This is a genomic window from Xenophilus sp., assembly GCF_044462705.1.
Classification (GTDB): domain Bacteria; phylum Pseudomonadota; class Gammaproteobacteria; order Burkholderiales; family Burkholderiaceae_C; genus Xenophilus; species Xenophilus azovorans.
The window spans coordinates 1-6,666 of record NZ_JBIQNC010000239.1; the positions used below are offsets into that span (position 1 = coordinate 1).

Sequence of the window (6,666 nt, forward strand, 5' to 3'; positions counted from 1 at the left end):
CGTCGAACCCGTGATGCTGACCACGACGCGCGTATCGACCTTCCTCGGGAGCCACCCGCTGACCGGCGCCAGTGGCTTCTTCTTCCGGCGCGGCAGCCGCCTCTTCCTGGTGACGAACCTTCACGTGCTCGCCGACGGGCCGAGCAATCACTTCCCCGACCGCGTCGACATCGCCATCCACACCCACGACCGCGATCTGACGCAGCACGCGGTCGTCTCGCTCCCTCTGTACACGGGAGAGGGGCAGGCCTTGTGGCGCCAAGTGACGGACAGCGCCGGGACCGTGGACGTGGCCGCCCTCGAGATCGATGCCGGCCTGCTGCCGCCTTCCTCCGTCCTGCAGGCCTTCGAACCGGCAGATCTGCAGGACCGGGGCGAGACGGTGGCCGTGGGCGATGCGTTGACCGTCATCGGCTTTCCGCTGGGCTTTCATGACACGACGCACTACCTGGCCGTGGCGCGCGCCGCTTCCATCGCATCGGCCTACGGCGTGCGGTTCCAGCAGCGCGGCTGCTTTCTCACGGACGCACGCACCCACCGAGGCAGCAGCGGGGCGCCCGTGCTGCGGCGCCGAAGCCTGCCGGAAGCAGCCCCGTCGGCGCTGCCCTGGCAGTTGATCGGCGTGCACTCCACGCGCATGGACATGCGCCCCCGCGATCCGCTCGCCGACGAATCCCTGGGGCTGAACTGCGCCTGGTACGCCGACGTGCTGATGGCGCTGACGGAGTAAAGGCTGGGCGCAAAGGCGGTCCTCATGGCCGGCGACAGGGATCGGTCGGCTACAATCCGGGCATCTGCTCACGACCGAGCAGGTCGCCGGATCTCACGACGGCACGTCGCGCGATGTCGCCAATGACAAGAAAACAACTGGGCGACACTGCATCCTCAATGCACGTAGCGTGGACCGCGTAAGAGTCCACGACCACCTCTCCAAGCCCGCTTGACGCGGGCTTTTCACTTCTGCCGCACCCCCTGCGAGCAGCCTCCTCCTCCGCATGCGCGGCTGGCCCTTCCATCCCGAATGGATGACCTCACCCTCCGCACGGCGGTCGGCGCGGTCAGCCGACAGGAGGCATCTCCATGACCATGAGCTTGCTCAGGCAAATTGCCAGCACCCCCTCTCCGACGTCGTTCCATCGCCCCCAGGACATCGAAGCCGTCAGGGCGCTGCGCGCGGCGGGGCTGATCATTGCGCTCACACCGTCGCCCGGTGGCCTCCTGTCCATGAGCGGGCCTGCGGAAGCGGCCCAGGTCCTCGCCCTCACGCAGCAAGGCAGGGAGGAGCTGTCGAAAGGCACGCTCCAGACCTTGGCGTCACGCACTCGCCCTGCTCCTCAGTTCGTGCACGCGCGCAGATAGTCGCGAATCCACCGGTTCGCCCTGTCGGCGAGCACCGGGTGAGCCGAAGCCTCGTCCAGTCCGTCAGCGGTGATGGAAAGCCGGCACATGTCCCGACCCTCGCGAATCACGATCGCAATGAACTGAGTTCCTTGCTGCAGGAACTCCATCGACCACTCGACGGGAACCAGCGGTCCGGTACGCGCGGCTCCCAGTACAGCAGGTTTCATTAGCACCCCCTTTGTAGGCTCCAGCCTACCGAGCCGGGGCAGCGGCAGCAATGTCATTTGCAATGAGAAGGGCGGCGATCACCCTTCGCAACGGCCCGCGCTGACAGCCGCGGTTCCTGCGCGCCGACGCCGGCGCACGAAGCCGGTGCATAAGGTGCTCCCCACCTTCCACAAAGCACCGCCGCCCACGACATGATCGGAATCGCCATCCCCGCGCACAACGAGGAATCCCACATCGAGGCGGCCGTGGCCGCGGCCCTGCGGGCGACGCGGCACCCGGGACTGGCCGACGAGCCATGCCGCGTGGTCGTCGCCGCCGATGCGTGCAGCGACGCCACCGAGGCGCGCGCCCGCGCGGCCGGCGCGTGGACGGTGACCCTGTCGACGCGCAACGTCGGCCTGGCCCGGGCCGAGGCGGCACGGGCGCTGGTGCAGGCCGGGGCGCGCTGGCTGGCCTTCACCGATGCCGACACGCGCGTGTCGGATGCGTGGCTGGTGCAGCAGCTGTCGCTGGGTGCCGATGCCGTGTGCGGCTGCGTCGGGGTGGACGACTGGTCCTGCCACGGCGACGACGCGGCGACGGTGCGGGCGCATTTCCTCGGCACCTACGAGGACAGGGACGGCCACCGCCACATCCATGGCGCCAACCTCGGCGTGTCGGTGCCGGCGTACCTGCGCGCGGGCGGCTTCAGGAGCCTGGCCTGCGGCGAGGACGTCGACTTCGTGCGGGCGCTGGAGGCCACCGGCGCCCGCATCGCATGGAGCGCCCGGCCGCGCGTGACGACCAGCGCCCGGCGCCATGCCCGCGTCGTCGGCGGCTTTGCCGACGCGCTCCTGCGGGCCCTGGTGCCGGCGGCAACAGTGCCGTCGACGGCCTGAGGAGCGGGCGATGGAAGGATGGGCCTGGTTGCAGTGGCCGGCCTTCGCCGCATCGCTGGCGGCGGCCTGGCTGGTCGCGTCCAACCGGCGCGCGCGGCGCAACACGGGCTTCTGGGTCTTTCTCGCCAGCAACGTGCTCTGGATCGCCTGGGGCTGGCACGCCGGCGCCTGGGCGCTGATCGCCCTGCAGATCGGCCTGGCGCTGCTCAACCTGCGGGGCCTGCGCAAGACCGAGGACGGAACGTGAACGACGACGAACTCGACCGGTTGATCGCCCTGCGCGGCGACCGGCTCACGCTGCGCGACCTGGTGGACGCCGGGCTGGACGATCTGCCGCGCCCCGGCAGCGGCGGCACGCTGGCGCGATGGCGACGCCTGGCCGCCGTGGCGGCGCACGACCTCTCGCTGGTCAAGCTCTTCGAGGGGCACACCGACGCGCTGGCCATCCAGGCCGAGCTGGGCGCTGCGCCGCCTGCCGCGGGCAGCCGGTGGGGCACCTGGTGCGCCGAGCCGCCGCAGGCCCGGCTGCGCTTCGAGGCCGACGGCGCGCACTATCGGCTGCACGGCACCAAGGCCTGGTGCTCCGGCGCGGCCCAGCTCACCCACGCCCTGGTCAGCGGCTGGGACGGCGACGGGCAGCCGTGCCTGGCTGCCGTGGCGCTGGACGCTCCGGGCGTCACCATCACGGACAGCGGCTGGGCAGCGGTGGGCATGCGCGAGACGGCCAGCGTCGACGTGCGCTTCGACGGCGTGCCCGCGCATCCCGTCGGCGCACCGGGCGACTACACGGCCCGGCCCGGCTTCTGGCAAGGCGGCGCGGGCATCGCGGCCTGCTGGTGGGGCGGCGCACGCGCCATCGCCGGCACGGCGCGCACCGCGATCCTCGGGCGCGGCGAGCCCCATGCGCTGGCGCACCTGGGCGCCATCGACGTGGCGGTCGCCACCAGCGCCACGATGCTGCGGGCGTGCGCGGCCTGGATCGACGCCCATCCCGGCGCCTCGGCACGCACCTGGGCCCTGCGCACACGCCTGGCCGTAGAGGCCGCTGCCGAGTCGACCATGCAGCACGCCGGCCGCGCGCTGGGTGCCGGCCCGCTGTGCCGGGACGCACGCTTCGCCCGCGCGATGGCCGACCTGCCGGTCTTCCTGCGCCAGAGCCATGCCGAACGCGACCTGGCGAGCCTGGCGGAACCGGACACGGACGCCGCATGGACGCTGTGACCGACCGCACGATCCGCGCCGGCCGCGCGACGCCGGAGGCCGATTGGCTGGCCTGCGATGCCGTGCGCGACGCGCCCGGGATCCGCGCGACCGACCTGGTACCGGCCCAGGCGCGCGCCGTGATGGTCTCGCCGCATCCGGACGACGAGGTGATCGCCACCGGCGGCCTGCTGTCGCAACTGGCGCACGCCGGGCGCCCGCTGTGCCTGGTGGCGGTGACCGACGGCGCAGCCAGCCACCCCGGCTCCACCCTCTGGCCGCGGCGCCGCCTGCAGCGGTGCCGGCCGCTGGAACAGGCCCGCGCCCTGCGGCGGCTGGGCGTGGCAGGTGCCGCGGTGCACCGGCTGCGCCTGCCGGACGGCGGCCTGCAGGCAGCGCATCCCCAGCTCCTGGACCACCTCCTGCAGTTGCTCCGGCCCGGCGACGTGGTGTTCACCACCTGGCGCCTGGACGGCCACCCGGACCACGAGGCCGTGGGCGAGGCCTGCGCGAGCGCAGCGGCGCGATGCGGCGCGCGGCTGGTGGAGGTGCCGGTGTGGGGCTGGCACTGGTCGCGGCCGCAGGATGCGCCGATGCCGTGGCGGCAGGCCCGCCGCGTGAGCCTCGACGCGGAAACCGTGCGCCGCAAGTGCGCGGCCCTGCGCCTGCACCGCAGCCAGTGGCTGCCCGACCCGAGCACCGGCGCGCCGGCAGTCCTCGATGGCGCCACGATGACGCGGGCCGCGCGTCCCTTCGAGCTGATGTTCGTCCACGACACGCCATGACGACGACCGGGCCTGCCGACCGCGCACATTTCGAGCGGCTGTACCGGCAGCAGGACGACCCCTACGGCCTGCGCCACCGCTGGTACGAGGCGCGCAAGCGCGCCGTGCTGCTGGCGAGCCTGCCGCGCCGGCGCTACCGGCATGCCTACGAGCCCGGCTGCGGCGCGGCCGAGCTCACGGCCGAGCTGGCGCCGCGCTGCGATCGGCTGCTGGCCAGCGACTTCAGCGACGCCGCCGTCGCCCTGGCCCGCCGCCGGCTGCAGGGCCAGTCCCACGTGCAGGTGCAGCGGCACACGCTGCCCCAGGATTGGCCGCAGGACGCGGCCCCGTTCGATCTCATCGTGCTCAGCGAGATCGGCTACTTCATCGAGGAAGCCGCCTGGCACGAAGTGGCTGATGCGTGCGGCCGCAGCCTGGCCGCCGACGGCGACCTGGCGGCCTGCGACTGGCGGCCGGACTTCGCGCAGCGCCGGCAGCCCTCGGACGCGGTGCAGGCCGCCCTGGGCGGGCTGGGCCTGCGGCTGATCGCGCGCCACGAGGAGCAGGACTTCCTGCTGCAGGTGTGGTCGCGCGACCCCCGCTCCGTCGCGCAGCGCGAAGGCCTGCGGTAGCGCTTGCCCCGCCGGCGGCGCCACCGCCGTTTCTTCCGAATACTTGATCCGGATCAACGGCGCGCATTCACACCGGCGCGCGCCGCCCATACCCTTCATGGCAGTCCGGGCGCAACCCGGCCGCGAAGAAGGAGACACGATGAAGGCAGACGAGCGCATGAGCACGCCGACCCAGCGCTGCAAGCAGGTCCTGCGCGGCCTGCCCCTGTTCCGCGCCGCGCGCGAGGCGGACCTCGACGCGCTGGCCGGCCTCACGCGGCTCGACGCCCTGGAGCGGCGGGGCATCCTGTTCAAGCGCGGCGACCCCTGCGACGGCTTCCACGTGCTGGCCTACGGCCGCATCAAGCTCTCGCTGGTGACCGAGCAGGGCGTCGAGAAGCCGCTGCAGGTGGTGGAGCCCGGCGAGAGCCTGGGCGACATCACCATGTTCCTCGAACGGCCCTACTACCTCACCGCCGAGGCGCTGGAGGACTGCCTGCTCGCGTATGTCTCGCGGCAGGCGATCCTGCACCTCGTCGAGCGGGACAGCCGCTTCGCCCTGCGCATGCTCGCGAGCCTGTCGCTGCGCATGCACATGGTGGTCGACGACCTGGAGTCCTTCCTGCTGCAGCCGCCCGCCGCGCGGCTGGCCATCTACCTGCTGCGGCTGGCGCCGCCCGACAGCGGCGCGCGCTCCGCGCAGTTCGAGCTCACGATCAAGAAGGGGGTGGTGGCCGCGCAGCTCAACCTCACCCCGGAGACGCTGTCGCGGCACTTCAAGGACCTGAGCGACAACGGCCTCGTCACCCTCGACAAGCGCTCCGTGCGCATCCACGACCTCGACCGCCTCGCCGAGTACATCGCGAGCAAGAGCAAGCCCGTCAAGAGCCGGACATGAGCTCGGCCCCGCCCCACCGAACCAAGGAGATTTCATGAGCACCCCGACCGCCCCCGAGAAGACGAACGCCGGCAGCCCGGCCTGGGCCCGCCCCGAAGGCGCCAGCTTCGAGGGCTGGATGAGCACGCGCATCGCGCGCTACGCGACACGCAGGTACGACTGGGACGTGCTGAAGTTCCAGGCCGACCACGACCCGAAGTACCGCCGCGCGCAGATGCGCTACGTGGGCACCGGCGGCACCGGCGTCGCCTCCGACATGAACACGGTGCCCGCCGAGCACTTCACCTTCTCGACCATGGTGATCCCGGCAGGCCACGAGGGCCCGCCGCACCTGCACACCGACGTGGAAGAGGTCTTCTTCGTCATCCGCGGCCGGCTCAAGCTGATGCTCTCCACGCCCGAGGGCGACTACTTCGAGACCGTGATGACCGACCGCGACCTCGTGTCCGTGCCGCCCGGCGTGTACCGCGGCGAGATCAACATCGGCGACGAGGACGCGCTCATGTGCGTGATGCTGGGCGCCAGGAAGCCGATCACACCGACCTATCCGCCGGACCACCCGCTCGCCAGCATCGAGCGCTGATCCATCCGCCGCACCCGCCTTTCCCGCCCCCCACAGGAGACCCCCATGGCCGAAAGAATCATGCAACTCGTCCAGATCGTGGACAGCCAGAGCACGGCGCCCGGCCATGCGCCGGACCGCTACCTGCAGCCGCGCCAGGCGCAGCACCGCCCCCCGACCAACT

10 protein-coding genes are annotated in these 6,666 nt (G+C 72.1%); 9 read left to right on the plus strand and 1 reads right to left on the minus strand.

Features of this window, described 5'->3' with window-relative positions; genetic code table 11:
- Together ACIY1X_RS23355 and ACIY1X_RS23360 are read left to right on the plus strand one after the other, a co-directional pair.
- A partial coding sequence (locus ACIY1X_RS23355; RefSeq protein WP_399685265.1) for a trypsin-like serine peptidase occupies positions 1-730 on the plus strand: 730 nt, incomplete at its 5' end.
- 350 nt (positions 731-1,080) lie between these two features.
- Positions 1,081-1,359 (plus strand): hypothetical protein, encoded by a 279-nt coding sequence (locus tag ACIY1X_RS23360; protein WP_399685267.1) that lies wholly within the window; start codon positions 1,081-1,083, stop codon positions 1,357-1,359.
- Here the strand turns inward: ACIY1X_RS23360 and ACIY1X_RS23365 are convergent.
- Positions 1,335-1,508, minus strand: coding sequence for a hypothetical protein (locus ACIY1X_RS23365; protein ID WP_399685270.1), 174 nt, complete (start codon positions 1,506-1,508; stop codon positions 1,335-1,337). The genes ACIY1X_RS23360 and ACIY1X_RS23365 overlap by 25 nt on opposite strands.
- 252 nt (positions 1,509-1,760) lie before the next feature.
- Between ACIY1X_RS23365 and ACIY1X_RS23370 the strand changes: the two genes are divergently transcribed.
- From ACIY1X_RS23370 to ACIY1X_RS23400, 7 genes are all read left to right on the plus strand, one after another.
- Positions 1,761-2,447 (plus strand): glycosyltransferase, encoded by a 687-nt coding sequence (locus ACIY1X_RS23370; protein WP_399685272.1) that lies wholly within the window; start codon positions 1,761-1,763, stop codon positions 2,445-2,447.
- 10 nt (positions 2,448-2,457) lie between these two features.
- A complete protein-coding gene (locus ACIY1X_RS23375) occupies positions 2,458-2,694 on the plus strand; it encodes a hypothetical protein (RefSeq protein ID WP_399685273.1) in 237 nt (78 codons plus the stop codon).
- On the plus strand, positions 2,691-3,668 hold the full coding sequence (locus ACIY1X_RS23380) for an acyl-CoA dehydrogenase (RefSeq protein ID WP_399685276.1): 978 nt from the start codon (positions 2,691-2,693) through the stop codon (positions 3,666-3,668). Before ACIY1X_RS23375 ends, ACIY1X_RS23380 begins: the two co-directional genes overlap by 4 nt.
- Positions 3,656-4,432, plus strand: coding sequence for a PIG-L deacetylase family protein (locus tag ACIY1X_RS23385; RefSeq protein ID WP_399685278.1), 777 nt, complete (start codon positions 3,656-3,658; stop codon positions 4,430-4,432). The genes ACIY1X_RS23380 and ACIY1X_RS23385 overlap by 13 nt, the downstream gene beginning before the upstream one ends.
- Positions 4,429-5,043 carry a methyltransferase domain-containing protein gene (locus ACIY1X_RS23390; RefSeq protein ID WP_399685281.1) on the plus strand — a complete coding sequence of 205 codons (615 nt, stop codon included), beginning with the start codon at positions 4,429-4,431 and terminating at the stop codon, positions 5,041-5,043. The genes ACIY1X_RS23385 and ACIY1X_RS23390 overlap by 4 nt, the downstream gene beginning before the upstream one ends.
- 139 nt (positions 5,044-5,182) lie before the next feature.
- Positions 5,183-5,920, plus strand: a complete 738-nt coding sequence (locus ACIY1X_RS23395; protein WP_399685282.1) for a Crp/Fnr family transcriptional regulator — start codon at positions 5,183-5,185, stop codon at positions 5,918-5,920.
- 34 nt (positions 5,921-5,954) lie between these two features.
- On the plus strand, positions 5,955-6,503 hold the full coding sequence (locus tag ACIY1X_RS23400; protein WP_399685285.1) for a cupin domain-containing protein: 549 nt from the start codon (positions 5,955-5,957) through the stop codon (positions 6,501-6,503).
- The last annotated feature ends 163 nt before the right edge of the window (positions 6,504-6,666 follow it).